The organism is Paenibacillus sp. 2TAF8 (assembly GCF_052114825.1).
GTDB lineage: Bacteria > Bacillota > Bacilli > Paenibacillales > Paenibacillaceae > Paenibacillus.
Genome location: NZ_JBFRFN010000003.1, coordinates 174,946 through 200,156 on the forward strand (window position 1 = coordinate 174,946; position 25,211 = coordinate 200,156).

The following is a 25,211-nucleotide window of genomic DNA, read 5'->3' on the forward strand; positions in this document are numbered from 1 at the left end:
TCCAAATATAATACAGATTCAGCAGGGCAGCCATAATACACACTTAACATCCCGATCGTCTGACTCTCCTCAAGTGTGCGTATACTTTGAATTCTATAATTGGCCAATGTTCCATCCGGGGGAAGGTTGCCCAGTTCTACGCAATTTTTAACGTAATTCGAATCGTTTTCTTGTCCATCCCATTCCTATATATAACGGCTTGTATCATATAGTTTCTGAAGTTCAACAATCTCGAAAGGCTTCACATCTGAAATAATTAGCCTTTCTGAATTCCAGCTTGAAGGAAGATGTTTCATTATTATTCACTCCACTGAATTCTGAGTTAATCTTTTTTTGATATACACAATCACATGTATTCCGGCATAAATTAATAGAACATTCACGAAATATACTAGTAAATTAATATACATATCCGATATAAACCATGTCGATCCATTCGAATTTGAGACATGGTAATCCGTCAAAAAACGAAGCGGGAATCCATACTCGGTTCGTAAAGTTTCGTTATTATTATTCAGCGTTCCCGGAATGAAAAAGACAGCCAATACAGCAAGCCAAGCGGACAAGTTCAATATTCTTTTATGTATCTTCATTACGTCTCCTCCTGTTCCTCCTTAGCCAGATTTCCTCCGTAATAGGTTCCCTCCAGCTCTTGATCCAGGTAATCTTTCAATGCCTGATGATGCAATATATACCTCGAATCCTGATTAAAACGACCATTTTTCGTAACATATATCTCTTTACCATTGTATTGTACCGTGACCTGAATGTTATGCTTTAATCTCAGAGCGATACCCATATGAACGCTACCCTCCATACGATCTACAGCTGTCTTCGCTGACGCTGGAGCTTCATTTAACCAATTAACACCCCTGCTTGTTTCCGCTTCACTTAAAACAGCATCATCAAAACGGATCTGCGCTCCGCTACCACCTAATTTGTTATATATTGCTTTGCTCGTGTCTGCACGGACAACCTCCGCGCTAGATAAAGGGGTTTCGATATCCACAAACCGGTTGTTCATAAACGAGAAGTACAGGGCTAGCGGAGCTACCACAGTGCCCATAACCAACCAAAATCGTTTGATATTTCGTGTATTATTCATCCTTCATCACCTCCCAATGTGTGCCTTGTTCACCACATGAGCGAACATGCTCAGCAGCGAATTATGATGTTCAATAATCTGCTGTTCCACGTTTCAACGGGCTCCACTGTTCCTATAATAAAAACAACCTGAATTGAACTTTAGTTACAGACTATTTTATAAGTTATTCAATGGCGGCCTCTTCATCAATCAGATGAATGAGTGTGGAACCATTTCCGCAACTGATTTATATGCGCCTGATGATAACGATTGTGGTCAGCCATGTGCCAAAGCCCCCAGCGAACAGAAGCTTCCTTTTCATTCCTATGCCCAAAAGTAACTACGATATCCATATCCGCATCCGTAAGAACTGTGCATGTTTCCTTTAGCATGTTCATGATCAACTGATGTTGAGAAATAAGTGTGTCTCTGGATATCCCCTCTATATAAGGAAGTTTGTTGTTTTCATCCATCATCGGACCATATTGCTCCAACATATCGTAAGGTAGCGTTTGCCCTTGAATACGATACACCCAGTTCATATCAACGAACGTGATATGTCGCAGTAACTGAGCTGTACTGTTGTATCGGTTACCAGGTCCTCTGTAATCGACCTCCTCCTGTGACATGGAATCCGTAATGAATTTCAGGCGATCACTGTTCTCTTTAACCGCGGCGAAAAGCATCCCCGTCACAGGAGACATATTTTTCTCACCTTTTAAATCATGAATCATGCCCTCACCTCTTCATTAAGCTTCTTTACTGTCTCTCTTTCAATAAAGACTTATTTTCCTTTAACTCTTCCAAAATCTCTTTCATATGCTGAGTATTTTTTGAAGTATCAATGGCCGTCTTGATGACATATTGACCTAGAATTAAAAGTATAAGTAAACAAATAATTACAACAAATATAATGATCTTCTCCTCCTTTTTCTGAAATAAAGAGGGCGATCTCATTAGACCGCCCTATCTCTACAACATTTCTTTTTCGAGTTGATTTCCATGGAACGCTTTCAAAATAAAATCCTTATCTGGAACGTTCAGATGCTCATACGCTTGAAGATACTGCCTGTTGTCGTAGGGAACCGCTGTAAATCTCACATCCAGACGTTCCTTCTGAAAATCTACAATTCCGTATCTTGCAATCGCAAGATCATTACATCCCAACGCTCCAGGATTCATGTAAACCCGTTGCTCTGTTCTGAAATAATGCAGTATGTGATAATGTCCAAAACAGATCAGGTCATAAGGTGTTCCTTTATATTTTGCATCCCACTTCACTCCTGAGGGTTCCCGGTCAATCGTATCCAGCTTGTTATCATTCATATGATAATGAGTCAAAAGTATATGATGTCCTTCAACTTCTTTTTCGATTGATTGGGGCAGGTTCTGTATTCTCTTGATCGATTCCTGACTCAACTGCCCGCCAACCCACTCATGATGTTCCTGCATTCCTTTGTGTCCTTCTAGTGGCCCCCTGCCTTGAAGTAAATGAAGCACAGCAGCTTCGTGATTTCCTGCAATAGCTGTCATATGATCACGGCTGTACAACATTTCGATGACTTCATTCGAATAAGGACCAATGCCAATCATATCCCCTAAACAAAATATTTGCTCAATGTCTCCCTGTTGATCGATATCATTTAACACAGCTTGAAGCGCGGGAGTATTTCCGTGGATATCGGTTAAAATGGCCACCTTCATTCCGCTTTCTCCTCAGGAATATACATCGTCTGAATCTCCTGCACACCTTGAACAAAACCCAGATTCAGATATACAGACTCGGCATCATTGCCTTCCATCACATACAGTCGCAAAAATGGATAGTGCCCCTTGAGCATCGTTAATGCTCTTTGTAACATTTGGGTAGCAAGTCCTCTGCCTCTATACGAGGGGATTACGCCAATACTGTATACCGCAGCCTGATTGTCCTGTAAACATAAGCGGCAGTTCGCGACCAGTTGACCCGTTGCTTGATCGTATACCAATGTAGATGCCTGAGTCAGGATTTCATTCGTATAATTAGGATCTTCATCAGGTGTAAAATCTTCAAGAGAGCTCTGTTTTCTGCGCGTTGCTTCCAGACTTCCACCGAAACTTTCCAGATCACACCGGGCAATCTCCTCTTCGTTTACATATTTGAAGCCACCTGATTCTTTTTCAATAATCTCTGGGCTCTTAACAGTCACCCTGCTGTCCCAATCCACCTCGAAATGATCCGTAGGACGCTGCATCCAGCGGCATCTGAATTCAGCCGGCCAGAATCCCGCTCTCGCAAACCAGTCGACCTGACCCGGTAGAATCTCAAATGACAGAATACGTTTGCTGCGATCCGACCATTGCACTAATTTCTGTTTCAGCAACTTGACGATCTCAAAGCCTTGCTGGAATGGCGGAATGAGAAACAAATGATACATCTTGTTAGGCTCCATTCGTACACCGCCTATTTTACTTTCCCCCCGATAGATCCAGTACGCGCTGCACCTTGTGGAACTGAACTCTTCTTCCCTGAAAAATCCGACATAACCCATATCATAATAGATGGTACAAAATAACCCCCACTCCGTAACATCCGCAAGCCGAATCGAATATTCATCCGATAAATCATATTGGAGCGTGTCTGCAGTCCATTCTGTTAAATTCATATGTCATTCCTCCTAAACCGGTATCCGATTTCTGCAATGTCTTCTTCCAGTTCATCTAACTCAATCTCCGGGTTTAATGCCTGTAACAGTTGTTCGTCCAACGGTTTCATGGCAAAAACATGCTGGATCGGCTCCAGATCAAGTTCAACCTCATAATACTCCTGAGCCCAGGCATGGTAGTGCTCCGCACCGCCCACAAGAACTTCTAGCAGAGCATAAGCTTCATCTGCGAGGTGTCGACTCGAAGTCCACTCGTTCTGTTCCTCTTCATTCCAGATGCAGAAGGTAGTCTGATCCATCATAAAAGCAGGCTCGTCCAGAAACGTTGTTTTGAAATCTGCCGGCACACCCTCCAATACATTACCAAGTTGATCTTGATGTAGGGAAGCATAAGCTTTGTCGTAACCTTTGATGATTAAACGGTTGCTCGAATCAAATAACGCGAAATAGTGATCTCCCTCCCCATCTCTCATCGAAGCCATCTGTTCGTTCGCATCCCACTGCGTATTGTACGAATAGTACCTGTACTCCCATTCTGGCATTAGAATCGCATCCAACATCGCTGCTGCCTTGAGGATTCGCTGACACTCAGAAATGCGGGGCATTTGATGGATAAAATCAGAAGCATTACTCATGTCTTTTCCTCCTGATCAGTTCTATTGATATTCCAAATTCCTACTTTGTCCAATCCTGTATTTAAGAGTTGTTCAGAACAAAAATCAGCCAGCTGTTCGAGCTGCCATAATTAGCTGTAACACCCCGGTTTTTTCTTCCGAGGTAAATAGAATCATCTGCATTCCTTGGTTGATCTGTACCTGAACCCGCTCTGCACCCAGAGCTTTCAAAGCTTCCAATGCATAGCCTACATTAAGTGACACTTTACATTCCGCCCCCACAAAATCCTGTATATCCAGAGACTCTGAAGCAAAATTCACTTGACTTGAGGCGTTGAATTCAACTTGCCCCGCATGAACTCGCATTTGAATCAGATTGGTTTTCTCCTGAGATGCAATGATCGCAACCCGATCCAGGGCCGATATAAGAACAGATGCATGGACGACAAATCGAGCCGCGTACACGGAGTGAACACCTATATCAACGTTCGGATAAGTTCCTGTGATGGAATGAGTCAGAAGAGTAAAATCGTTGCCTGTGAACTCGATTTTCGTTTCACACCATTTTACATAAACAGCTTCATTCCCAATAAGTTTCTCAAGCTCATTCACAGTTCGACCAGGAACAATGACCCCTTCGCTCGTGGTAGCCTTCTCAGACGTAAAAACCTGCTCCACCTTACCCATCCGATACCGGTCACAACCGATCATGATTAACGTATTATCCTTAACCTCCATCTTCACTCCAGTGAGCGTAGGCAGATGTTCTTTTTTCTGAACTGCAAACAAGGTTTGACGAATGGCATCTCGCAAACTTGCTCCGCGGATGGTAAACAACGTGTGATCCTCCATGCGCTCTGGAATTGGATATTCATCAACCTGCAGCAACTTAAGGACAAAGGTTGATCTGTTCGAAAGGGTTGAAACCATTAACCGTTCACTCGCCGCTGCCTCACTGGATAACATGATTTCATTGTCATCCATCTTCCGCACGATCTCAGCCAGAAGTTTCGCCTGAACCGCCACTTTCCCCTTTTGCTGTATTTGAATATGTTCCCTAGCAATCTCCGTCATCAAAAAAGTGGTACCATCCCCACCAATTAGATTGATTCGATCTGTAACCGCCTCCATAAATATACACTCAAGCACGCGAGTTTGCTCATTAGACGATACAAAGCGGACTGTTTTAGTTAACTGTTCCAGTAAACGAATGCGGTTTATGATTACTCTCATTGGGGCAGCTCCCTGTTATGGATATTTATCTGTGAAATGATGATGTATGCGAACCCTTGAACTATAAACATCAGGGTTACAAACTCAATCATAATGCCGTCTCCTGCACTAAAATCATTCCATAGATCGATCATAATCTGACCCGGTTGGGATACCAGATCCCATGAATTCCATCGAATAAATCTGCCAATATACACGCCTATACTGCTCAGAAGCAAAATAATTGCCACGACCATCCAGCAAACAAACCTGTGTACAAACCGATGAAGCAACTGTTGTATTTGCATCACAGAACATGTCGAGAGTAGCAAACCTACGATGGCAACAGCAAATGCAAGTGTCAGACTGTACCAGAAATCCATAGTAAACCAAAATCGACTCCCCGGTTGAGCCGTAAAATATCGGAATGCATGCAGCATCTCTGTAAACAGATAGGCCGCATTAGGCAAAAAGAAAAGCCAGATCAGACCTAGCAAAGCAGCCAGTGTCATGCCCAGCCATCCGGGTCTCACAGCCTTACGTTGGAAGACGTAAGCCATAAGCAATGAAATGAGCAATGGAACCCATGCCAGAAACATGTCCCAACCTAAAAAGGCATACATGTTTGAACCGAGCTTTGCTCGCAAGTATGCAGCAATGCCTAAACAAAATAACGTCATAAACATCAACATAAACGTCATTGCCATGAATCCGTTATTCAAGATCTTGTATTGATATCGGTTAGTTCTCATCTTGTTGGATTGATCGTTCTCCTTAGATAATTATAGATACTTCTTAAACGCTTTGCTGGACTCGCCATCATAACCAAGTTGTTTATAAAATTGATGGGCCGCATGTCTGGAAGTCCCACTAGCGAGCAGCATCTTCGATGCATTCATCCGCACACCTACCTGTTCCAGATGTTGCATTAATTCTGTCCCGTATCCCTTTCCCTGCACCTTGTCAGAGATAATCACTCTCTCCACAACACCAAAGGGACGATGTCCTGTGAGTGCATCCAGGCAAATATGTAAATGAGCTGTACCGACCACCTGCTCCCGTGCTTCGTACACAAAAAGGAAACTGTGTTCGTGACGCTTGATCTCTTCAATTCGTTCAGGCAGCACCTCAATATTCGCATGGTTAGGCAATAGTTCTCTGTACAATTCTTCAATAGCTGCTGCATCCCTCGCTTCAGCTTCTCTGATCATTTTTACCGCCCCTATTCTCTGACCTGATAACTTAAAATAATGTCACCGTTATCCTCAAATTCACCTGTTTCCTGAAAACCACACCGTTTGTACAGTGCATTAGCCGCAACATTATGAGGTACATGAGATACCCTGATTTGCCTACAATCACTTCGCTCCTGCAGCATGTGAATGACTTCCTGAATCGCACGTTTCCCATAACCCTGACCTTGATGTTTCCCATCAATCATAAAACGAAGAATCCAGTAATGCCCATCCGTATACATCTCATTATCAAACAAAATAAACCCGACCATATCATTTCCCGCATAGATCCCGTAAGGTCTCGAAGTCACTTCCTTGGTCGCATGAATTAAAGAATCTGCATTGCTTGCTACCAATTTGAGCTGATCTTCCCTCGGTTGCAGACGGATGCATTCACTTTCATTTTCCTGTGTAATCGGTCGTAAGGTCACTCTGTTCTCCATGTTGTGATCCATATTCATTTCTCCTTCATTCTCCTATTACTACCTGGTGAGGAACTCTCACTAAATTAAATCATAATCTATCATAACCCAGAATGTGGACTATGCGTATAATTTCTTCCTTCCCATTTTATAACCTCCCTTCCACTCCGATCCATGCAAAAAAGCCACGATATCCGTGGCTTAACCCTTATGCTCTATTTTGTTAATTCAGCATTATTGTTTCTTAACTTTCAGCTTTGTTCACGGTTTACTATGTTATCCCAACATATTTGGTGTTCAGTCCGTACTCATCAGGCTAACGTTCCGCTCACCACTTGACCTTGATAGCACACCACTTTCCTGTCGGCCCTACGGGCAACCGCTTCAGCTACACAGCTCGCCTGAACCAGTACAAAGTTCGCTTCATCCCCAGCCTTCGGCCATACCTTCTCCCCTGCTGCATTCAACGGTGTCACTCCGCCTGTTACATAGGCTAGCGATTGAGACAACGATAACTCATCGCTATATCCATATAATTCGGCGAAACGTCCTGCCTTTTCCAGCATATCCCCGCTGCCAAATGGAGACCAATGATCCGTCAGACTGTCCGTGGCCAGTTTCACGTTCACACCCACACGTTGCAGCATCGGAAGCGGCATCACCGTTTTGCCAATTGGCACCGTTGAAGCAACACTCATCCCTAGCGATGCCATACGACTCGCCATCTCTTCGGCTTCCTGCTGCTCCGCTCCGGCAAACCAGAACGCATGACTCACCGTAACTTGACCTTGAAGTCCAGCTTCTTCAGTCAGCCTGACAAGTTCAAGCAGTGTTTGCTTGCCAGCTTCACCACCATCATGCAAATGCATATCGATCCCTGCCTGATGTTTGACTGCCAGTTCCATCATGGTATGCAGCGATTTCTCCACATTCTCATCTACAGTATACGGATCAAGTCCGCCTACATGTGTTGCCCCCTCTGTCATGGCTTGTCCCATGAGTTCAACTGAGTTCGATCGTAACAGCCCATGCTGCGGGAACGCGACAATCTCTGAAGATATTTTACCTGTATAACTCTCCAGGGCCTGCTTGGTTGCTTCCAATCGTTTCAGCCCGCTGACTGGTTCAATGTTACAGTGCGCACGCACATGCGTGGAACCATAGGTCTGAATTGATGCGAGAATGCTTTCTGCCTGACGTTTCGCCTCGGGCAATAGCTTGGGTAGAAGCACCTTTTCTTCCTCAATACGATCAAAAACGCTGGAGCTACGTCTAACCGCTCTCCACGGCCCGTCATAGTAGGTTTTATCCAGATGAATGTGCGCTTCTTGGAACGAAGGCAACAATAGCAACCTTTTGCCATCCAACGATGGCAAATTGTCCGTCAGTGGTTCATTACCATCCATAATCGCAGCGATGACTCCGTTTTCAATTCGAAGATGGGCAAGTCCTGTTTGTGTGCCCGTTACCTCTGCTCCTTCACGAATATATCCTTGTTCCAACCTTACATTGGTCAGCCAATATGTCTGTTGCATAGATCATTCACCTCTTGATATCTGGCATGTTTCCTGATGTTATAACAAACCATTTTATGTTTTAGTTTACCATACCACTTCAAGCTTCAAGAAGGAATTGCACCAAATAAAAACGACACATTTCAATAGGATTCAACAATCACTTGTCTGCTTTTATCTTTTTCGAATAACAACTGAGATGATATCTGCTATACCCTGAAGAAATAAGGCAGCTACGTAAACGATCAGAATCAGATTAAACAAGGGAAAAGAATACGGTGCTACCCCTTCATTAAACAGCTTTGACTCAAGGATGCCTCTAAGCGTTACTGCAAATACATTGTCACTATCATTTACCCTGGGTTCTAAAGACGTACCGTCAATAACAATAAAGATTACTTGAAGAACTACAAAAATGACAATGCTGATCATCCAGCGTTTTGTACGATTCGGGTGAGATTTCTGCGAAACGTACGCCAATATAATCCTCTCCCTTCAAAAATCATAATTTACCATATTCATCTACAAATAAAACTCTGTATTTCTCAATTTCTCTCTAATGTATGTAATTCTCTGTACCTGTAATTAATAAACAAAGCACAGATCGATTATATAATACATCTCTATCACATTTCACCACAATGATTACATATAAAGAAAAATTTTCATATTACTATTAAAACCTCTTGATATTAAAATTCAAACCTCGCATGCCCTCCATCTTCAACACCCTGAATCTGCTCGAGATCCAGCAGCCTGCGCTTCATCTCGAGACCACCACGAAAACCAGTCAGCTTGCGATTGGCACCAATAATCCGGTGGCATGGCAGCAACACTGGAATGGGGTTCGCCCCGTTCGCTGCACCTACAGCTCGTACAGCCGAAGGTCTACCAATGGCACTAGCAATGTCTCCATACGTGCGAATCTCTCCATACGGCACGCGCCCGAGCGCTTTCCATACACTCAGTTGAAATTCCGTACCAATCAGGTCAAGCGAGATTTCCTCTGTGAAGGCGATCTTTTCCCCTGCAAAATAGGACTTCAGCCAGTCCATCATGCCCGTCTGTCTTAATGCTTGCTCATTCTCTTCAAGTTCAGTATCAGGAGCAACTTTTCCGATCCAGCCATGCCAGTCCTCCAGCGTTTCATTGGGCATCACCACGCGACAAAGTCCTTTTTCGGTTGCCAGCAAGCTCCACGAAACACCGTGCAGCTGCATGGTGGTGTACATCATCTTTTGCCTCATCACTATTCACCTTCTCTTCTCCCGAGTTTATATCAAGAGGTTGTGTGTGTCTGCTTTCTCACCTTACGTTTCATACCTCGTATCATTTGCTTGTCCTCCGGTGTCACGCGGTACGATTCCGTAATCTTCTGTAGCGCCTTGTTGTACGTAAAATCATCAAGCGTATTATGCTTCAAATAAGGCATGGTCACTTCGGGCTGTTTCACATACGCTATCGATATTGCCCAAGCGACCGCCATTTTCACATAATAGGCCTCATGTTTAATCTGATCAAATAAGGCTGAATGAAGTTCCACATCGCATCCATATGCACTTTCGTATATTTCAGTCCGGCACAGAAACTGTCACATACCGACCAGTTGTCGATTTTGGGTACAAAAGCCGCAATGCGTGTCAGCAACTCGTCCAAATCCGCTTGCACATGACCAATCACCATCGCTTGCAGCATCACCTCTTCAAAATATTCATCCTGCGCCGTATTCAGGTACGTTCGCCAGTCTGCTGCAGCAATCTGTTTGGCTATTTTACGAATCGTGGGTAAACGCACACCCAGTACATTTGTAATGTTCGGAATAAGTGAAGCTGAAAATTTCTGGTATTCCGGCTCAGCCAGACTGAGCAGTTGCGTTCGAATATCGGTTTCCAAGGACACACGACCTCCTCATTTGTTGCTGTAGAACAAGTATATCCTGAGTGCTTTCATTTGTAAGCCCACTTCGAATGTTTGAGCAAGATTTCAATATATCTTCCACTTCACTACACATATCATTGTTTAAGAACAGAGCGTTCCCGTTTAAAAATATGAAGCTGACCATTCAGGAAAGGARTGTCAATAATGAACGGTTCTCAAACCAATAAAGAGCTTTCCGTTGAAGAAATCACCCAGCAGTTGACACAGCATGTACAGTCCCAAAATCTGCCGGAATTCTATAAACTGGTGAAGGAACTGCGCCCCTATGATCTTTCACTTATCTATAAAATATTCCCTGAAGACGAAAAGAATCGTTTTCTTCTTCTATTTAAACCAGATACACTTGCCGATCTGGCCGAGAACCTGAAGCTGCACGAGCAGGCTGAATTGTTTGAACGACTCGGACCGGAACGTACACTCGAAGTCATGCAACAGATGGACAAAAGTGACCTCATTCGCTTCATGCATGATCTGCCAGCGAAACGCAGGGAAGAATTGTTATCCAGCATGAATCTGGATCACTCCGCCATCATCCGCTCTGTACTCAGCTATCCACCAGAGACTGCCGGACGGATCATGACCGACCGCTATCGGACATTGTCCACCCACGACACAGCGAAGGAAGCACTGAAGCAATCACAGGGTACGCTGCACCTCTCCCCTTCCAGTTACCTTTATGTCATAGACGATGAAGGCAAGCTGGCTGGTGTTGTTAGTTATCGCTCGCTTGCTCTGGCCGATGACAAAACCAAGGTTGAACAACTGATGACCAGACGTGTCATTCATGCCACCGTAGATATGGATCAGGAAGAAGCGGCACAGTTGCTACAGCGTTACGAATTCATCGCCCTTCCGGTCGTAGATGAGAATAACAGGCTGTGCGGCATCATCCAGATGGATGACGTCATTGACATCATTATGGACGAGGCCAGTGAAGACCTCGCCAAAATGGGCGGCGGCGGTAAAGATATTGATTTTGATACCAAACCGCTCGTTGCGGTCAGACGCAGGTTGCCCTGGCTTATTTTGCTGTTATTGATCGGCTTGATTTCGGGAAGCATTGTGGATTTTTTTGAAGATACGTTAAATCAGGTTGTGGCTCTTGCGTTCTTCATGCCCATGATAGCCGGAATGACGGGTAATACAGGCACGCAGTCCCTAGCTGTTGTCGTACGCGGTCTTATTGGACGCAAGCTGGACAAATCAACGGTACTTGCTCTGATTGGACGAGAGATTAAAGTCGGTACGATGATCGGTCTTGTCTGTGGTCTGCTAATTACGGTCATTGCTTATTTGTGGCAAGGAGACTGGTTGCTTGGGATGATTATTGGTGTTTCCCTGTTTCTCACGCTAATCATCGGTACACTGACAGGCACATGCATTCCGCTTTTGCTCAGTCGTTTCAAGGTTGATCCCGCTGTGGCATCCGGCCCGTTAATTACGACGTTAAATGATATTCTCTCCCTGTTTATCTATTTTGGTATTGCTACACGTTTTATAGGCGCACTGATGTGAATCCTACTGTGTAAGGGTCGGTTTAAATTAAGCAAGCCGTCTCTAATTCAAAAATGTATATTTAAACCAGCGCCTCTTGACGATGAAGATAATTATGGTATTGTAAAGGCACATCACTTATTGAAACCATGTTTCACAGAACGGAACAAGAGGTGGTTTGAATGCCAATTAATTTTCACGATAAACGAAACAGAATGACGTACACAACCAGAACTGCCGATGTATCTTGGTTATCTTTGATTAAGCAGCATGTAGGCATAGCCGGTAAAGAAATTGTTGACATCGGCTGCGGCGGAGGGATTTATACTAAAGCTTTAGCAAGCTCAGGGGCAGCCCATGTTACTGGAGTAGACTTTTCAAATGAGATGTTACAAGGAGCTGCTCGACATTGTGAGAATCTGAGCAATGTCACATTGCAACAAGGGAATGCCTACAACTCGGGACTTCCAGACCATACATTTGATATTGTCTTAGAAAGAGCGCTCATACATCATTTGCATGATTTGGACAGCTGTTTTCAAGAAGCTAAGCGGATCCTGAAACCTGGTGGTGGTGTATTCATCATTCAAGACAGAACACCGGAAGATTGTTTAATGCCAGGGGATGGAAATCATATTAGGGGTTACTTCTTCGAAAAGTATCCTAAATTGATTGACATGGAACGCTCCCGTCGGCACGAAGCCGCTGAAGTCCAAAAATCGCTTGATTCTAATGGATTCGTGATCCTTAAAACCGTGCAGCTTTGGGAGACTAGATCTGTTCACCAGAACATAGCTGCATTGAATAGCGATCTGGCGCAGCGGACTGGACGCTCTATTCTTCATGAATTAACAGACCATGAGCTCGGAGAGCTGATTGTGTTTATTAACAGCAAACTTAAAAACCGTGCTGATGATGCAATTATTGAGAAGGACTCATGGACGTTGTGGATTGCGGTTACAAAATAAAGACAAAAAGGCTTGGCACATGCCAAGCCTTTTCACTAACTCCATATTTCAAATTTACGGCATCTCATAAAACCTGTCGGAGCGAGCTCCGAACCAGCTGTTATGATTTAAGCAGCTCGTTTATTTTTATTATAGATATCAAATGCCACTGCCAGCAGCAATACCAATCCTTTGATTCCTTGCTGCCAGTCGATACCTAGGCCGATCAGGGACATACCATTGTTCAGTACACCCATGACCAGACCACCGATAATTGCACCAAAAACGGTTCCAATACCGCCGGAAGCTGACGCTCCACCGATGAAGCAGGCTGCGATGGCATCCAGCTCAAAGTTGGTACCCGCTCTTGGCGTAGCCGCATTCAGACGCGCAGCGAAGATCAGACCAGATACAGCAGCTAGTGTACCCATGTTGACAAACACCCAGAAGGTCACTTTTTTCGTTTTAACACCAGACAGTCCGGCTGCCTTCTCATTGCCGCCAAGTGCATACACATGACGTCCCATAACCGTACGATTCATGACAAAGGAATACACCACGATCAGAACAAACAGGAGCACCAGAATGTTCGGAATACCCGCATAACTTGCCAGTACAAACGTGAACAGGTTGGTTACTGCTGCTACCACAATCAGCTTGAGCAGGAACAGTCCTTGCGATACCACTTCAAAGCCATACTTACGCTGGGAAGCTCGTTCCCGCAGTTCATTCACAATGTACCAGATCGTGAGTGCAATCCCCACAATGATGGACACCAGACCCAGACCCGAGAATTGAACATCTGGCAGGAAACCGGAGCTGATTTTCTGGAAACCGGCAGGGAAAGGAGAAATAGACTGCCCTTCCAGTACAATCATCGTCAGACCACGGAAGAGCAACATGCCGGCGAGCGTAACGATGAAGGCGGGAATCCGCACATACGCGATCCAGAAGCCTTGCCATGCGCCAATCAGCGCACCCACCAGCAGGGAAGCAATAACTGCTAGCCAAGCTGGAAGCTGCCAATCCACCATCATGATGGCGGCTACGGCGCCGACAAAGGCCGCAATCGAACCGACGGACAAGTCGATATGTCCCGTGATGATGACCAGCACCATACCAATGGCGAGGACCAGAATGTAGCTATTTTGCAAAATCAGGTTCGTGATATTAATTGGCTTGAGCAGCAGCCCGCTCGTCAGTACCTCAAAGAGAATCATAATGACAACGAGGGCAATGATCATGCCATATTGACGTATATTATTTTTGAACAGTTTAGTTACCGTTTCCATGCTTACCGCCTCCAGACTTGGTCATATATCTCATCAGTGTTTCTTGCGATGCCTGCTCCCGGTTGACTTCACCCGTGATTCGTCCGGCATTCATCACATAAATCCGGTCACACAGGCCGAGAACCTCTGGCAGCTCTGATGAAATCACCAGCACACCCTTGCCTTCGGCAGCAAGCCGGTGGATAATCGTATAAATTTCGAACTTGGCACCCACGTCGATTCCCCGCGTCGGCTCATCCAGAATGAGAATATCCGGTCCGGCAAAAATCCATTTGCTCAGCACCACCTTCTGCTGGTTACCTCCGCTCAGATTGCCTGTTTTCTGCAGGATGTTCGGTGCCTTGATGTTCATGCTTTTTTTCATCTCTTCCGCAACCAACACTTCCTCCTGCTCGTTCACAACGGCATTACGGGTCAGTTTGCCAAGTCCGGTGAGTGAAATGTTGCGTTTGATATCATCCATCAAAATAAGTCCATATTCCTTGCGATCCTCCGTCACATAGGCAAAACCATTCTGAATCGCCTCGGTCACACTGTTGTTCTGAATGGGCTTGCCATCCTTGATCAGTTGTCCCGAGATGTTGCGACCATACGATTTGCCGAAAATACTCATCGCAAGCTCTGTACGTCCTGCTCCCATCAGTCCCGCGATCCCTACGATCTCGCCACGTCTGATGTTCATGTTGATCTGATCGAGCACCTTACGCTCGGCCTGATGCTCGTGATACACCGTCCAGTCTTTCACTTCCAGCACCACGTCACCAACCGTGGCATGACGTTCAGGGTAGCGGCTCGTCAGATCCCGTCCAACCATTCCGCTGATGATGCGATCCTCGGTGACGTTGTCCTTTTTCATATCAAGCGTTTCAATCGTTTTGCCGTCCCTCAGAATCGTCACCGCATCCGAAACCTTGGACACCTCGTTCAGCTTGTGAGAGATAAGGATACAGGCGATGCCCTGCTTTTTGAATTCCAGCATCAGTTGCAGCAAATTCTCACTGTCGTCTTCATTCAACGCTGCGGTAGGCTCATCAAGGATCAGCAGACGCACTTTTTTGGAGAGCGCTTTCGCAATTTCAACCAGTTGTTGCTTACCTACTCCGATGCTGGATACCAGTGTGTTCGGGTTTTCATTCAGACCTACTTTGCCAAGTAGTTCACGTGTCCCAACAAAGGTTTCCTTCCAATTCACAATGCCTTTGCTTGCGCGTTCATTGCCCAGATATATATTTTCCGCAATGGAGAGATACGGGATCAGCGCCAGCTCCTGATGAATAATGACAATGCCCAGATCCTCGCTCTGCTTGATATCTTTGAATTCACATGTCTTACCGCGGAACAAAATGTCCCCTTCATAGCTTCCATGCGGGTATACTCCGCTCAGTACCTTCATCAGTGTAGATTTGCCAGCTCCATTCTCTCCGCATATGGAATGAATTTCGCCTTCCCGGATCTTCAGGTTGACGTTCCCGAGCGCTTTAACTCCTGGGAACGTTTTCGTTATGTTCTTCATTTCAAGAATGATGTCCGTCATGGCATGTGCTCCTTTCCTGGGTTATGCGTTATAACAAGCCGATCTTTTGCTCCACGCTTTACGCTAGCCCGATCACTTGCATCGTATCTTACGGCAGCCTTCTCTCTTCCTGGATGTACCTTTAAGGCAATCCTATTTCTTCTTTCGTGTAATACTTGCTGCCTACAATATCTTTTTCCACATTGGTTCGATCCACAGATATCGGGTCGAGCAGATATGCCGGAACAACCATTAAACCGTTGTTATATGATTCCGTATCATTAACCTCTGCTTGTTTTCCTTGCAAAATGCTATTAGCCATCTCCACCGTTTTCTCTGCGAGCTTACGTGTGTCCTTGAAGACCGTCTGTGTCTGTTCCCCAGCCACAATGGACTTGATGGATGCCAGTTCCGCATCCTGCCCCGTAATAACCGGAAGTGGTTTGTTCGGCTTGCCGTAGCCAATTCCTTTCAGAGATGAGATGATCCCGATACTGATTCCGTCATAGGGAGATAACACGGCATCGAGATTATCGCCTGAATAGTAAGCACTCAGCAGGTTATCCATCCGTGATTGGGCCAAAGCCCCGTCCCAGCGCAGTGTGGCAATTTGAGCCATCGTCATCTGTTTACTGCGGACGACTAGCTTGCCAGAATCGATATATGGCTTCAGTACAGACATTGCACCGTCGAAGAAAAAGTATGCATTGTTGTCATCCGGTGATCCGCCAAACAGCTCAATGTTAAATGGCCCCTTGCCATCTTTAAGCCCAAGCTTCTGCTCAATGTAGGAGGCTTGCAGCACCCCGACTTTAAAGTTGTCAAACGTAGCATAGTAAGTCAGATATGGCGTGTTACGAATAAGTCGGTCATACGAGATGACCTGTATGCCTTCGTCATGTGCCTTCTTGATGACATCGGTCAGCGTGTTGCCATCAACAGAAGCGATGACCATCACGTCGACACCTTTGGTAATCATGTTTTCAATCTGTGAGATTTGATTCTCAACTACATCTTCGGCGTACTGAAGATCTGTTTTGTAACCTTGCTCCTGAAACAAACGAACCATATTCTCTCCGTCGCCCACCCAGCGTTCTGATGATTTGGTAGGCATGGATATGCCGACATATCCTTTTTCCTTGCTACCTACATCACTTTCAGCCAGATTACAGGCCGAGAGCATCAAGGCCATGATTAGAAGCCAGATGAGTGTTGCTCCTTTTTTCATATGAAGTTCCCCTTTCTTCACGTCATCGCGTTCGTTTTAATTCTTAAGATAACGCTTACAACACATGGAGTATCTTGCTGCTTATTGTTCCTCTCTGCATCCCATGGTAGCATTTCACAACCTGCGGGGTCTTTGCAGGTTTTGAACCTTTTTTATAAAAATTTAACTTTTGATGGAAACAAACAACGAAAAACCCACCGCAGGCGATTAGCCTTTAAACGGTGGGTTGGTTTTTATGTTTCACAATGTGAAATGTCTACATCGGGCCTGCGGACGAATTGTCCGTTCCGCCATTTTTACGATACTGGGCAGGGGAGATGCCCATTGTTTTTTTGAACGCTGTGCTGAAATAATGCTGCGTATCATATCCTACTCGTTCGGCAATCGAGTGAATCGGAAGTGAAGTGGAGTCCAGCAACTGTGCAGCCTTACGTATGCGTGCACGAGTGACCAGTGTAACGAAGGAATCGTTCAGTTCTTTTTTTAATACACGACTGAGATACACGGCCGACACCTGCAAACGGGATGCCAGCGATTCCAGTGTCAGCTCCCGTTCAGCGTACTCTTCCTGAATCAACTGCCGTGCTCTGCGAACGAGCGGTGAAAGCTTCACTTCTTCATATACTTGCTCACGGCAATGCCGATACGTGTCCGGCACCTCTTCCAGCGAACCGAAATGAGGTTCAACATGGGCATGAACTGAAATATTCAGACAAGCACTGATCTGCTGCTCCAACAATGATGCAATATCTTCTGGGGCCTCCTGCCACAGACAAATACCAATGACACTGCTGGCATCGCGGAAGAGCACATGCGGACGATCTCCGAGCAACTCCGCAATGATATTTTCCACGGCGAACAGGAACAACTGACGATCATTCTCTCGCAGTATCGTCTGACGTGCTTCCGCAGCTGGCCAGCGTACAACACCAACTTGAACAGGCAATTCAAACGGCAGATGCAGAAATGAAAGCTGCTCGGTCAGGTTTTTACCACCTGCCTGCCCCCCCATCCACTCCTGACAAAATCGCTGCCTTAACAGCGGAATATTCCGTTCAATCTGCTCTGCCGCCTGTCTGACATATGCTGTCCGTTGATGTTCCTCATCCAATCGCTGACGTAACCGCTCAAGTGCTACTTTCAACTGGTCTGCTTGTACAGGTTTCAGAATGTAATCCTCCACCCCAAGACGAACCGCTTCCTGAGCATAAGCGAATTCATCATGTCCTGATATGATCAAATAACGAACGCCGGGACACTGTTCCTGTAAAGCGCGAATCAGTCCAATACCATTCAGAAAAGGCATATTCATATCGACCAGTACGACATTTACGTTTAGCTCAACTGCCCGTTCAAGTGCTTCTTCACCATCTTCGGCTTCGCCGACAACCTCCATACCGAGTGCAGTCCAATCCATGGCTTCCCGGATACCTTCCCGAATGATCGGCTCATCGTCGGCAATCAACACACGATACAACTTATCCGTTGCATTCGAATTGACGGGTGTCACTGTATATTCCACAGCCTTCTTCACTCCTTCTCTTGTCGATCTTGGTTATCACGGGGTTCAACCTCGGGAAGTATTGTTGCAGGCAGTTCCCGCATCAGTGGATGAACAATCGTAACGCGGGTTCCTTCGCCCTGCCTGCTGTCCAGTAAAATCCCATAGTCACTACCGAATGATAATCGTAATCGTGCCTGTACATTCAGCATCCCATAACTTTTGCCTGTCCACTCCGGTGAAGTCGATTCCAGACTCTCCATAGGCATATCAAGCAGTTGCAGCATCTCCGCGAGCCGCTCCCTTGTCATTCCGGCTCCATCGTCCTGAATCGTCAGATGAAGTCGCCCCTGCTGTACCTTCCCTTTAATGACAATATGACCTGGGCCACGTCTACCTTTAATACCATGGTAAATTGCATTTTCCACCAATGGTTGGAGCAACAGCTTGAGCACATACAAGTTCTGCAATTCTTCCGGAACATCTACGGTACATTGAAGGCGATCACGGTACCTTGTCTGCTGAATCTGCAAATAACTGTTGATATGCTCCAGCTCCGAGTGTAGCGGAATATAATCCTGACCCTTGCTCAGCCCGATCCGGAACAAACGGGACAAGGCAGAGGCCATATCGGACACACCGTCAGCCCCTTCTTTTCGAGCCATCCAGTGAATCGTATCCAGTGTATTATATAAAAAATGAGGTTTGATATGCTCCTGTAAGCTACGCATCTCCGCATCCCGTTTCTGTCGCTCCCGTAGCTCATTCAGCGAGATTAGCTGACGAATCTGACTGAGCATTCGGTTAAAGCTGTTGCCCAGCATACCGATCTCATCTGCCCGATCACTCCAGCGGCCTGCACTGAGATTACCCGTCTCTGCCCTTCGCATATATGACATCAACCGGAAAATCGGTTGGGCAATCGAACGCGAAAACCATAAGGATGCACTCAGACCAAACAGACACACCACAAAGACAAAGCTGACCACGTAAAACTGAATCTGCCGCACCTCGGATATGGACTCTTTGGTCGGGAATACCCCTACCGTTCTCCAACCTGTAAAGGTAGATGACTGAAACATGAATAATAATGTCTCGCTATCCACCTCTTTCGTAAACGTTCCACTCTCCCCAGAAGCAAACCAGCTCGTCGGGATCTGTTCAATTAACGGATGCTCCGGTTTGTATACACTTTGTCCTGCTGCATCCGTAACCATGACATACCCGGATTTACCAAGTGTCACATTACGTGCTGCCTGTGAGACAGACCTCAGCTTAAGGTCAATCAGCACGGCTCCCTTCACTAGACCGGTTGTTTCATCCGTGACAGAGCGGGCAACCGATACGATCTCATCGTTTTTATACCGCACATGGGTTGTCATGTTGCGTTCCTGCGGTTGACCAAGCACCGTGAAAATACCTGGTTGCACTGCAGCTTTTTGATACCAATCTTCCCGGGTCAAACGCTGCTCCGTTCGAGGGTACATCTCGTTGCTAATATAGTCACCGTTACTGTTCACAAGCACGATGCCGGCTATCTCCGGGTATAACGTGGTGAATCCTTGCAAGGTCTGCTTGATGCCATACAACCGATTCTGCTCGGATTCCGTGTAAACTTGATTGGCTGGAGGTTTGATTCGTTCGGGTTCGATTTCACGTTTGCCTCCGTCTCCATCTCCGCTAATCTTATTATCCATGAATGCATTGACATCCGGTTCAAACGCAATCAGGTATGTCATATTTTGCAAGTTTTCCATCTTGGTATTCAGCGCTTCATTGACCTTGCCAATCAGTTGCATCGTATGACCTTCAACCTGCCGCTCCACCACCCGTTCTACCGTCCAATTCACGAGCAGACCCAAGCCTACAGATGGCACAATCGCAAAAAGTAAAAACAGCAGCATCAGCTGATACCGTAACGGCATGTTGCGCAGACGCAAGCGACGTAGACCATTCCCCATTACAGAGCGCCAGGTTTTCTGATTATTTGGCATAATAATCATCCACATTCGAACGTATCACAACAGAGATCCCCGTGTCTACCGTTACAGGCAGCGGTGCATTTTCCCCTGAAGGCGAAGGTGCAGGTACAGTCAAGTGATGGTGCAGATGGAACAGATATTGGAGCGACCAATATCCCATGTTCCAGGTCCCTTGTGCAATCGTAGCGGATATCGTACCATTTTGGATCAGATCGAGTGTTGCTTTATTTGTGTCAAAAGAAATGATGTGCAGCTTCTGACCATTGCCTGAATTGGCATTTTGTACCGCTTCCCCGGCTCCGGCGCCTCCCGTTGCCTCGGTGACAAATATACCCGCCAGCTTCGGATGTGCCTTCATCATCCGGATCGTTTCATCCCGGGATTTCAACACATCTCCATGTCCATCTGCGATTTCAACAACCTGCATAGAAGGGTATCGTTTCCGAATTGTTTCGCGGAATCCGTTGGTACGTTCCTCATGGTTCTGTTGTCCCGGCGACGTTATTACAGCGACTTCTCCTTCACGACCGAGCAGCTCGGCCATTTTGTCCGCTGCCGTTACGCCTGCTTTGTAATTATTTGTTCCCAAAAAGGAATATGCCTGACTCCCTGGTGCATCTGCATCGAACAGGACCACAGGAATATCCGCTTCCACAGCTTTATTGATCGCTGGAATTAATGATTTTGGATCGATTGCGGATATAGCAATGCCTGCAGGTTTACGCGCAATGGCCTGCTCAATTACCGTGATCTGCTCTTTGGCATCATACCGTGTAGCCCCGCGATATTCGACGGTCACGCCCAGCGCATCCGCGGCATCCTCAAAACCTTTCAGTGGACTCTTCCAATATTCCAGCCCGGACTGAAACGTAATCATCATGTACGTCTCACCCAGATCACCGCGAAGTCCACGGTTCTCCCACGAGCTGTTCACCTGACTGGTATATTCAAATCTCAATACATACAATGCAAACGCCGCAATCAACACAATATAGATCAGCAGCATTTTTTTCATCTCGTTCACTTCCTCAAGTGGTTTATGTCTATTTGTACACCCTCACTCCGTTATAGATTGTAAACGCAATCATTCAAAAAGGGAACCTCTATATAAGTTGACTAAAGATTTACACAGTCCACTCCGATGACAGAATAACCTTCCAATCGCTGTTATCCCCAGATTTTTTTGATTCCCTTTTTCAAAGGGGAAAATCCGGTGATAAGCGTATGCTTCCGATGTAGCTTTCTTGCAGAAAGCTTTTAGGCGAACGCTTCGCTTTTTCAGGTTTTTTCTGTCCTCTCCGTTAACGTGTAAATAAAATACGCACAACTTTTATAGAGAGCGCACTGATCAGGAGAAAAACGCCTCATGATCTCAAGCTCCGCTGCAATAATGTACTATAGCTCTGGTCTGCATTGTCTTATGATTACGACGATGATCGTTCAATTTAAACCTAGCATCGAAGAAGGAGCTCCAGATGAATATATTATCTTTTTTAATCTACTGTATCGTTGTCACATTTACACCCGGCCCCAGCAATATTGTCATTCTCTCCTCCACACAAAAAGTAGGCGCACGCCGCACCATGCCTTATGTCTGGGGAGCGACGCTGGCTTTTGGATTACTACTTACCGCTTCTGCTTTTCTGAATCAGCTTCTTGCTGACATCTTGCCGAATATACTACAAGTCATGCAGATCATTGGTAGCATCTACATGCTGTACCTCGCGTATCAGGTCTATCGAATGGGCTCTACTGAAGCCGCTCCCCAAGCCATATTAGGCTTTTGGAACGGTGTGATGATGCAATTTGTCAATCCCAAGGTGGTGCTGTTTACATTTACCGTCATTCCAGCCTATGTACTTCCTTACGTCGCTGCAGAATCCTGGTCTGCGTTCTTCTATGTGATGCTGATTACATGTATTGGTTTTCTGGCATACTCCAGCTGGGTAGTGTTCGGTACTGTCTTTCGATCCCTGCTGAATCGATACCAGCGAACATGCAGTATGCTGATGGCCCTCTTTTTGATATACTCAGCTATTATTGTGTCCGGTCTTATCTAACAACTTACTCAATCTGCGGAGGTGTGCGGTATGGAACAGTTTAGCTACAGAAGATCGGAAGACGTGCTGGCTCTGTCCGCCAGCTTCACCGATTTTACTTATAAAAAGCATTGCCATGAGGAATATGCCGTAGGTGTAACGCTGCGCGGCATTCAGCAATATCATCTGGACGGTCATTATCAAGCCTCACATCCGAATGGTGTCATGCTGTTTAACCGGGAACAGTTCCATGATGGAAGTTCCTATGATCGAGAGGGCATCGACTATGTGATGCTCTATTTGAGACCCGAATTAGTCGAGGAGATTATGGGCAAAAAAGAACTGCGCTTCACCAGCCCTATCGTCTATGATCCGAAGCTTGCCCGAAGCATTCTGATGCTGAACGATGCCGTTCAGCACAGACAAGATGAGGCGGAGTGCAGCACGCGCCTATATGATCTGGTACAAATGCTCGCCCAGGAAGAACAGCCCGCAAAGCTCTGGAAACCTCAGGACAGTATTGTTCGCAAAGCAAAAGAGATCATGTTTTGCAGCACCGCTGACGTACTGAAACTGGATGATCTGTCTGCTGAATTCGGCCTGTCCAAGTTTCAGTTTATCCGTGAATTCAAGGCTCATGCCGGAATATCACCCTATCAATTTTTCCTGAACTGTAAGGTCGAGCATGCCCGCCAATCCCTTGAAAAACACAAAGACATCTACACCGCTGTCGCCGACTGCGGCTTCGTGGATCTCACACACCTGAACAGACATTTCAAGCGAGTATTCGGTGTTACCGCTTATGAGTATATGTTACAGCTCCAACGCTAGTAATAAGGTTAAACATCATGAATGGATATTCGAATAAAAACGAACAGAGTTTACCTTGAGTCAAAAAGTGCAAATCCCCTTACAGAACGTGCTCACGTCCATAAGGGGATTTTTTTTGGCAAACTCCACTTTAAACTTGCTCATTGCCGCTTCTGTTCCTTCGATTCGCTGCCCTCAAACCTGTCAACTATGATGCCATAGTGATACCATAGACAATGCCAACACATTAGATTCTCCGCCGCTTCCTTCTCCGAAGCCAGCCACCTAAGAGTACAAGTAATACAACCGCCCCTCCGCCATAAAGCACAATCATCCACGGATTGCGATATCCGCTGCTATTCCTGAAATCATCCGGGCTTACAGGAGTGCCTTTACCCAGCATATTTATCGCCTCTCCCGCCTGTTCCAGCTGCAGATTGCCGCTGCATAGACTGCTGTGCAGCTTTCCATCCTTATTATTCTGATGAGCAAAGATGAGATAGGACTGATCTTTCACCAGCGTTGTTCCGCAGGAATCCGCCCCCATACTACCGATCAAGATCGTCATCTGTTTTGCATCTACACCCTTCCAGGCTGTATCCACATCGAGCGTATATTTCTTATATTGCTTACTGCTGAATATGGAGCCACCTCCGATCTCCACTACTTTTCCCGTAAATACCGTAGTGTACTTTTCCAGCTTCTCCTTGGCATTCGAATCCACACAACTGCATGCATATGCCCGCTCCCCCGGCCAAACGATCACACTTGTTGCACACAACATCAGAACCAATACGGTCGTGATGATTCTTCTCATCTCTTCGCCCCCTGTTGAGTTACCCTTTAAACTGCCTTTATCTTAATTAACGCTCCATTTTCGTTTTTGTTTGTTTTATTGTAGAATGTTAACACTATGTTAAAGACATCGACATCACGGAGGAACTCAACATTTGAAGCACACTTACATGAAAAAAATCTCAATCCCACTGCTGGTTGCAGCGTTATGCATGCTCGCATTTATCACGATTGCACTCTCCATCAGCGATAACCAAATTCATCGTTTTGATGCTGTGCTGATCGACTTAATCCAAGGTATGGAGTCGCCTGGCATGACTCGATTCATGCAATTTTTCACCTGGATTGGCAGCGAGCTTCAGGTCGTTGTCATTACGGTCGTTGTCATGCTAATCCTCTATGTATTCCTGCGGCACAAACGCGAACTGTTCTTTCTGGCCAGCGTACTTGCCGGTTCTACACTGTTAAACGCTTTGCTTAAACTTGTGTTTCAACGGTCTCGCCCAACGATTAACCGCATTATCGAAGTGAGCGGATACAGCTTCCCCAGCGGACATTCCATGGCTGCGTTTAGCCTATATGGTGGACTTGCTTTTCTAATCTGGAAGCATATCCCTAGTTTTACGGGGCGTATATGTATGATTGCAGCTAGTGCGGGCTTTATTTTGATGATTGGTATTAGCCGGATTTATCTGGGTGTACATTATCCTAGTGACATCGTTGGTGGTTACTTTCTGAGTGGATGTTGGTTATCCACTTGCATCTGGTTCTACAGACGTTATTTGCAGAGGCTGTCTCAGTTACAAGCCAAAAGTTTCGCCTGACCTAACCACGATGCCCGCCTACGTGTCCTTTGCAGAGTAAGAGCCTGTTGTTTCACTCTTTTACTGCCCATTCAGTCTAACACACGTCAAAAAAACCCGCTTATTCCTGAACACAGGAACGA

At 45.8% G+C, this 25,211-nt stretch carries 25 protein-coding genes and 1 pseudogene; 5 read left to right on the forward strand and 21 right to left on the reverse strand.

The genetic code is table 11. The annotated features are described in order from the left end of the window. Window positions 1–302: 302 nt before the first annotated feature. The 14 genes and pseudogenes from AB4Z30_RS06570 to AB4Z30_RS06635 form a co-directional block, all read right to left on the reverse strand. Window positions 303–593 (reverse strand): hypothetical protein, encoded by a 291-nt coding sequence (locus AB4Z30_RS06570; protein ID WP_441924508.1) that lies wholly within the window; start codon window positions 591–593, stop codon window positions 303–305. Continuing rightward, window positions 593–1,105 carry a hypothetical protein gene (locus AB4Z30_RS06575; protein WP_441924510.1) on the reverse strand — a complete coding sequence of 171 codons (513 nt, stop codon included), beginning with the start codon at window positions 1,103–1,105 and terminating at the stop codon, window positions 593–595. The genes AB4Z30_RS06570 and AB4Z30_RS06575 overlap by 1 nt, the downstream gene beginning before the upstream one ends. Before the next feature lie 185 nt (window positions 1,106–1,290). After that, entirely contained in the window at window positions 1,291–1,818 is a 528-nt protein-coding gene (locus tag AB4Z30_RS06580; protein WP_441924512.1) for a DinB family protein, read from the reverse strand. A gap of 238 nt (window positions 1,819–2,056) precedes the next feature. Then, window positions 2,057–2,788 (reverse strand): metallophosphoesterase family protein, encoded by a 732-nt coding sequence (locus AB4Z30_RS06585; RefSeq protein WP_441924514.1) that lies wholly within the window; start codon window positions 2,786–2,788, stop codon window positions 2,057–2,059. Beyond that, window positions 2,785–3,729 carry a GNAT family N-acetyltransferase gene (locus tag AB4Z30_RS06590; RefSeq protein ID WP_441924516.1) on the reverse strand — a complete coding sequence of 315 codons (945 nt, stop codon included), beginning with the start codon at window positions 3,727–3,729 and terminating at the stop codon, window positions 2,785–2,787. The genes AB4Z30_RS06585 and AB4Z30_RS06590 overlap by 4 nt, the downstream gene beginning before the upstream one ends. After that, complete coding sequence (locus AB4Z30_RS06595; protein ID WP_441924518.1) at window positions 3,726–4,364, reverse strand: hypothetical protein; 639 nt, start codon at window positions 4,362–4,364, stop codon at window positions 3,726–3,728. Before AB4Z30_RS06595 ends, AB4Z30_RS06590 begins: the two co-directional genes overlap by 4 nt. An 84-nt stretch (window positions 4,365–4,448) precedes the next feature. Next, window positions 4,449–5,576 (reverse strand): DNA polymerase III subunit beta, encoded by a 1,128-nt coding sequence (gene dnaN, locus AB4Z30_RS06600; RefSeq protein WP_441924520.1) that lies wholly within the window; start codon window positions 5,574–5,576, stop codon window positions 4,449–4,451. After that, the gene (locus AB4Z30_RS06605; RefSeq protein ID WP_441924522.1) at window positions 5,573–6,256 is read right to left on the reverse strand and encodes a DUF1361 domain-containing protein; all 684 of its coding nucleotides are present in this window, start codon (window positions 6,254–6,256) and stop codon (window positions 5,573–5,575) included. Before AB4Z30_RS06605 ends, dnaN begins: the two co-directional genes overlap by 4 nt. A gap of 81 nt (window positions 6,257–6,337) precedes the next feature. Continuing rightward, on the reverse strand, window positions 6,338–6,766 hold the full coding sequence (locus AB4Z30_RS06610; protein WP_441924524.1) for a GNAT family N-acetyltransferase: 429 nt from the start codon (window positions 6,764–6,766) through the stop codon (window positions 6,338–6,340). Window positions 6,767–6,777: 11 nt separating this feature from the next. Continuing rightward, entirely contained in the window at window positions 6,778–7,245 is a 468-nt protein-coding gene (locus tag AB4Z30_RS06615) for a GNAT family N-acetyltransferase (protein ID WP_441924527.1), read from the reverse strand. Window positions 7,246–7,523: 278 nt separating this feature from the next. After that, window positions 7,524–8,747 carry an amidohydrolase family protein gene (locus AB4Z30_RS06620; RefSeq protein WP_441924529.1) on the reverse strand — a complete coding sequence of 408 codons (1,224 nt, stop codon included), beginning with the start codon at window positions 8,745–8,747 and terminating at the stop codon, window positions 7,524–7,526. Window positions 8,748–8,900: 153 nt separating this feature from the next. Then, window positions 8,901–9,206, reverse strand: coding sequence for a YfzA family protein (locus tag AB4Z30_RS06625; protein WP_441924531.1), 306 nt, complete (start codon window positions 9,204–9,206; stop codon window positions 8,901–8,903). 212 nt (window positions 9,207–9,418) lie between these two features. Continuing rightward, window positions 9,419–9,973: a methylated-DNA--[protein]-cysteine S-methyltransferase gene (locus AB4Z30_RS06630; RefSeq protein WP_441924533.1), complete on the reverse strand. Its 555-nt coding sequence runs from the start codon at window positions 9,971–9,973 to the stop codon at window positions 9,419–9,421. A gap of 32 nt (window positions 9,974–10,005) precedes the next feature. Further along, a pseudogene (locus AB4Z30_RS06635) lies at window positions 10,006–10,619 on the reverse strand (DNA alkylation repair protein). A gap of 189 nt (window positions 10,620–10,808) precedes the next feature. Here AB4Z30_RS06635 and mgtE point away from each other — a divergent pair. Both mgtE and AB4Z30_RS06645 read left to right on the forward strand, forming a co-directional pair. After that, entirely contained in the window at window positions 10,809–12,179 is a 1,371-nt protein-coding gene (gene mgtE, locus AB4Z30_RS06640; protein WP_441924535.1) for a magnesium transporter, read from the forward strand. Between the two features lie 161 nt (window positions 12,180–12,340). After that, on the forward strand, window positions 12,341–13,126 hold the full coding sequence (locus AB4Z30_RS06645; RefSeq protein WP_441924537.1) for a methyltransferase domain-containing protein: 786 nt from the start codon (window positions 12,341–12,343) through the stop codon (window positions 13,124–13,126). Between the two features lie 107 nt (window positions 13,127–13,233). On the opposite strand, the gene mmsB is transcribed toward AB4Z30_RS06645, so the two are convergent. The 6 genes from mmsB to AB4Z30_RS06675 form a co-directional block, all read right to left on the reverse strand. Further along, window positions 13,234–14,397 carry a multiple monosaccharide ABC transporter permease gene (mmsB, locus tag AB4Z30_RS06650; protein WP_434749846.1) on the reverse strand — a complete coding sequence of 388 codons (1,164 nt, stop codon included), beginning with the start codon at window positions 14,395–14,397 and terminating at the stop codon, window positions 13,234–13,236. After that, window positions 14,381–15,931 (reverse strand): multiple monosaccharide ABC transporter ATP-binding protein, encoded by a 1,551-nt coding sequence (gene mmsA / locus AB4Z30_RS06655; RefSeq protein WP_441924539.1) that lies wholly within the window; start codon window positions 15,929–15,931, stop codon window positions 14,381–14,383. Before mmsA ends, mmsB begins: the two co-directional genes overlap by 17 nt. Window positions 15,932–16,052: 121 nt before the next feature. After that, complete coding sequence (gene chvE, locus AB4Z30_RS06660; RefSeq protein WP_441924541.1) at window positions 16,053–17,138, reverse strand: multiple monosaccharide ABC transporter substrate-binding protein; 1,086 nt, start codon at window positions 17,136–17,138, stop codon at window positions 16,053–16,055. A 256-nt stretch (window positions 17,139–17,394) separates the two neighbouring features. After that, entirely contained in the window at window positions 17,395–18,660 is a 1,266-nt protein-coding gene (locus AB4Z30_RS06665) for a response regulator transcription factor (protein WP_441924543.1), read from the reverse strand. 8 nt (window positions 18,661–18,668) lie between these two features. Beyond that, the gene (locus AB4Z30_RS06670; protein ID WP_441924790.1) at window positions 18,669–20,642 is read right to left on the reverse strand and encodes a cache domain-containing sensor histidine kinase; all 1,974 of its coding nucleotides are present in this window, start codon (window positions 20,640–20,642) and stop codon (window positions 18,669–18,671) included. Further along, complete coding sequence (locus tag AB4Z30_RS06675; RefSeq protein ID WP_441924545.1) at window positions 20,623–21,636, reverse strand: substrate-binding domain-containing protein; 1,014 nt, start codon at window positions 21,634–21,636, stop codon at window positions 20,623–20,625. The genes AB4Z30_RS06670 and AB4Z30_RS06675 overlap by 20 nt, the downstream gene beginning before the upstream one ends. Before the next feature lie 460 nt (window positions 21,637–22,096). Here AB4Z30_RS06675 and AB4Z30_RS06680 point away from each other — a divergent pair, with 460 nt between their 5' ends. Continuing rightward, on the forward strand, window positions 22,097–22,681 hold the full coding sequence (locus AB4Z30_RS06680; RefSeq protein ID WP_441924547.1) for a LysE family translocator: 585 nt from the start codon (window positions 22,097–22,099) through the stop codon (window positions 22,679–22,681). Window positions 22,682–22,711: 30 nt separating this feature from the next. Beyond that, complete coding sequence (locus tag AB4Z30_RS06685; protein ID WP_441924549.1) at window positions 22,712–23,491, forward strand: AraC family ligand binding domain-containing protein; 780 nt, start codon at window positions 22,712–22,714, stop codon at window positions 23,489–23,491. 226 nt (window positions 23,492–23,717) lie between these two features. On the opposite strand, the gene AB4Z30_RS06690 is transcribed toward AB4Z30_RS06685, so the two are convergent. After that, entirely contained in the window at window positions 23,718–24,287 is a 570-nt protein-coding gene (locus AB4Z30_RS06690; RefSeq protein WP_441924551.1) for a hypothetical protein, read from the reverse strand. 148 nt (window positions 24,288–24,435) lie between these two features. On the opposite strand from AB4Z30_RS06690, the gene AB4Z30_RS06695 reads away from it, so the two are divergent. Beyond that, complete coding sequence (locus AB4Z30_RS06695; protein WP_441924553.1) at window positions 24,436–25,089, forward strand: phosphatase PAP2 family protein; 654 nt, start codon at window positions 24,436–24,438, stop codon at window positions 25,087–25,089. Window positions 25,090–25,211: the final 122 nt, after the last annotated feature.

What these genes read in the sequence shown, in the direction of transcription:
- AB4Z30_RS06680 (WP_441924547.1), top strand. Translation starts at nt 22,097, where the DNA reads ATGAATATATTATCTTTTTTAATCTACTGTATCGTTGTCACATTTACA.
- AB4Z30_RS06685 (WP_441924549.1), top strand. Translation starts at nt 22,712, where the DNA reads ATGGAACAGTTTAGCTACAGAAGATCGGAAGACGTGCTGGCTCTGTCC.
- AB4Z30_RS06610 (WP_441924524.1), bottom strand. Translation starts at nt 6,766, where the DNA reads ATGATCAGAGAAGCTGAAGCGAGGGATGCAGCAGCTATTGAAGAATTG.
- AB4Z30_RS06620 (WP_441924529.1), bottom strand. Translation starts at nt 8,747, where the DNA reads ATGCAACAGACATATTGGCTGACCAATGTAAGGTTGGAACAAGGATAT.
- AB4Z30_RS06695 (WP_441924553.1), top strand. Translation starts at nt 24,436, where the DNA reads ATGAAAAAAATCTCAATCCCACTGCTGGTTGCAGCGTTATGCATGCTC.
- AB4Z30_RS06605 (WP_441924522.1), bottom strand. Translation starts at nt 6,256, where the DNA reads ATGACGTTTATGTTGATGTTTATGACGTTATTTTGTTTAGGCATTGCT.
- mgtE (WP_441924535.1), top strand. Translation starts at nt 10,809, where the DNA reads ATGAACGGTTCTCAAACCAATAAAGAGCTTTCCGTTGAAGAAATCACC.
- AB4Z30_RS06690 (WP_441924551.1), bottom strand. Translation starts at nt 24,287, where the DNA reads ATGAGAAGAATCATCACGACCGTATTGGTTCTGATGTTGTGTGCAACA.
- AB4Z30_RS06615 (WP_441924527.1), bottom strand. Translation starts at nt 7,245, where the DNA reads ATGGATCACAACATGGAGAACAGAGTGACCTTACGACCGATTACACAG.
- dnaN (WP_441924520.1), bottom strand. Translation starts at nt 5,576, where the DNA reads ATGAGAGTAATCATAAACCGCATTCGTTTACTGGAACAGTTAACTAAA.
- AB4Z30_RS06570 (WP_441924508.1), bottom strand. Translation starts at nt 593, where the DNA reads ATGAAGATACATAAAAGAATATTGAACTTGTCCGCTTGGCTTGCTGTA.
- AB4Z30_RS06575 (WP_441924510.1), bottom strand. Translation starts at nt 1,105, where the DNA reads ATGAATAATACACGAAATATCAAACGATTTTGGTTGGTTATGGGCACT.
- AB4Z30_RS06675 (WP_441924545.1), bottom strand. Translation starts at nt 21,636, where the DNA reads ATGAAAAAAATGCTGCTGATCTATATTGTGTTGATTGCGGCGTTTGCA.
- mmsB (WP_434749846.1), bottom strand. Translation starts at nt 14,397, where the DNA reads ATGGAAACGGTAACTAAACTGTTCAAAAATAATATACGTCAATATGGC.
- AB4Z30_RS06645 (WP_441924537.1), top strand. Translation starts at nt 12,341, where the DNA reads ATGCCAATTAATTTTCACGATAAACGAAACAGAATGACGTACACAACC.
- AB4Z30_RS06630 (WP_441924533.1), bottom strand. Translation starts at nt 9,973, where the DNA reads ATGAGGCAAAAGATGATGTACACCACCATGCAGCTGCACGGTGTTTCG.
- AB4Z30_RS06580 (WP_441924512.1), bottom strand. Translation starts at nt 1,818, where the DNA reads ATGATTCATGATTTAAAAGGTGAGAAAAATATGTCTCCTGTGACGGGG.
- mmsA (WP_441924539.1), bottom strand. Translation starts at nt 15,931, where the DNA reads ATGACGGACATCATTCTTGAAATGAAGAACATAACGAAAACGTTCCCA.
- AB4Z30_RS06590 (WP_441924516.1), bottom strand. Translation starts at nt 3,729, where the DNA reads ATGAATTTAACAGAATGGACTGCAGACACGCTCCAATATGATTTATCG.
- AB4Z30_RS06585 (WP_441924514.1), bottom strand. Translation starts at nt 2,788, where the DNA reads ATGAAGGTGGCCATTTTAACCGATATCCACGGAAATACTCCCGCGCTT.
- AB4Z30_RS06670 (WP_441924790.1), bottom strand. Translation starts at nt 20,642, where the DNA reads ATGATTATTATGCCAAATAATCAGAAAACCTGGCGCTCTGTAATGGGG.
- AB4Z30_RS06595 (WP_441924518.1), bottom strand. Translation starts at nt 4,364, where the DNA reads ATGAGTAATGCTTCTGATTTTATCCATCAAATGCCCCGCATTTCTGAG.
- chvE (WP_441924541.1), bottom strand. Translation starts at nt 17,138, where the DNA reads ATGAAAAAAGGAGCAACACTCATCTGGCTTCTAATCATGGCCTTGATG.